This is a genomic window from Halobellus sp. Atlit-38R, assembly GCF_003665925.1.
GTDB classification, from domain to species: domain Archaea; phylum Halobacteriota; class Halobacteria; order Halobacteriales; family Haloferacaceae; genus Haloquadratum; species Haloquadratum inordinatus.
Genome location: NZ_QXIJ01000314.1, coordinates 1 through 462 on the forward strand (window position 1 = coordinate 1; position 462 = coordinate 462).

Here is a 462-nt window from a genome sequence, read left to right on the forward strand (position 1 = left end):
CGGGTCGTCGACGGTGATCGTCGCGACGCCGACGCCGTCGGGCTCCAGTTCGCCGTCGTTCGACTGCGCGAGGGTGTCGAGCGCGAGCCCGACCGCCTCGTCCGTCGAGATGCCCTCCTCGTACTCCGCTTCGAGGTAGTCGCGGAGGTCGTTGCGGTCCGAGCCGATCGACAGCGCCTGCCACTCGTAGGGGGTGCCCGAGGGGTCGGTCTCGAAGAGGCGCGGCTCGCCGTCCTCGATGCCGCCGACGATGAGCGCGACGCCGAACGGGCGCGCGCCGCCGACCTGCGTGTACTGCTGGATGTGGTCGGTGATGTTCTTCGTCAGCGTCTCGATGCCGACGGGCTCGCCGTAGCGGAGCTGGTTGATCTGCGCCTGCCGCCGCGCGAAGTCGATGAGCTGGCGCGCGTCGGCGACGTGACCGGCGCTCGCGACGCCGACGTGGTCGTCGGCCTTGTGGAG

At 71.0% G+C, this 462-nt stretch carries 1 pseudogene; it reads right to left on the minus strand.

The window, feature by feature from the left end:
* Positions 1 to 462, minus strand: a pseudogene (locus tag D3D02_RS19565) (proteasome subunit alpha); the annotation flags it as partial.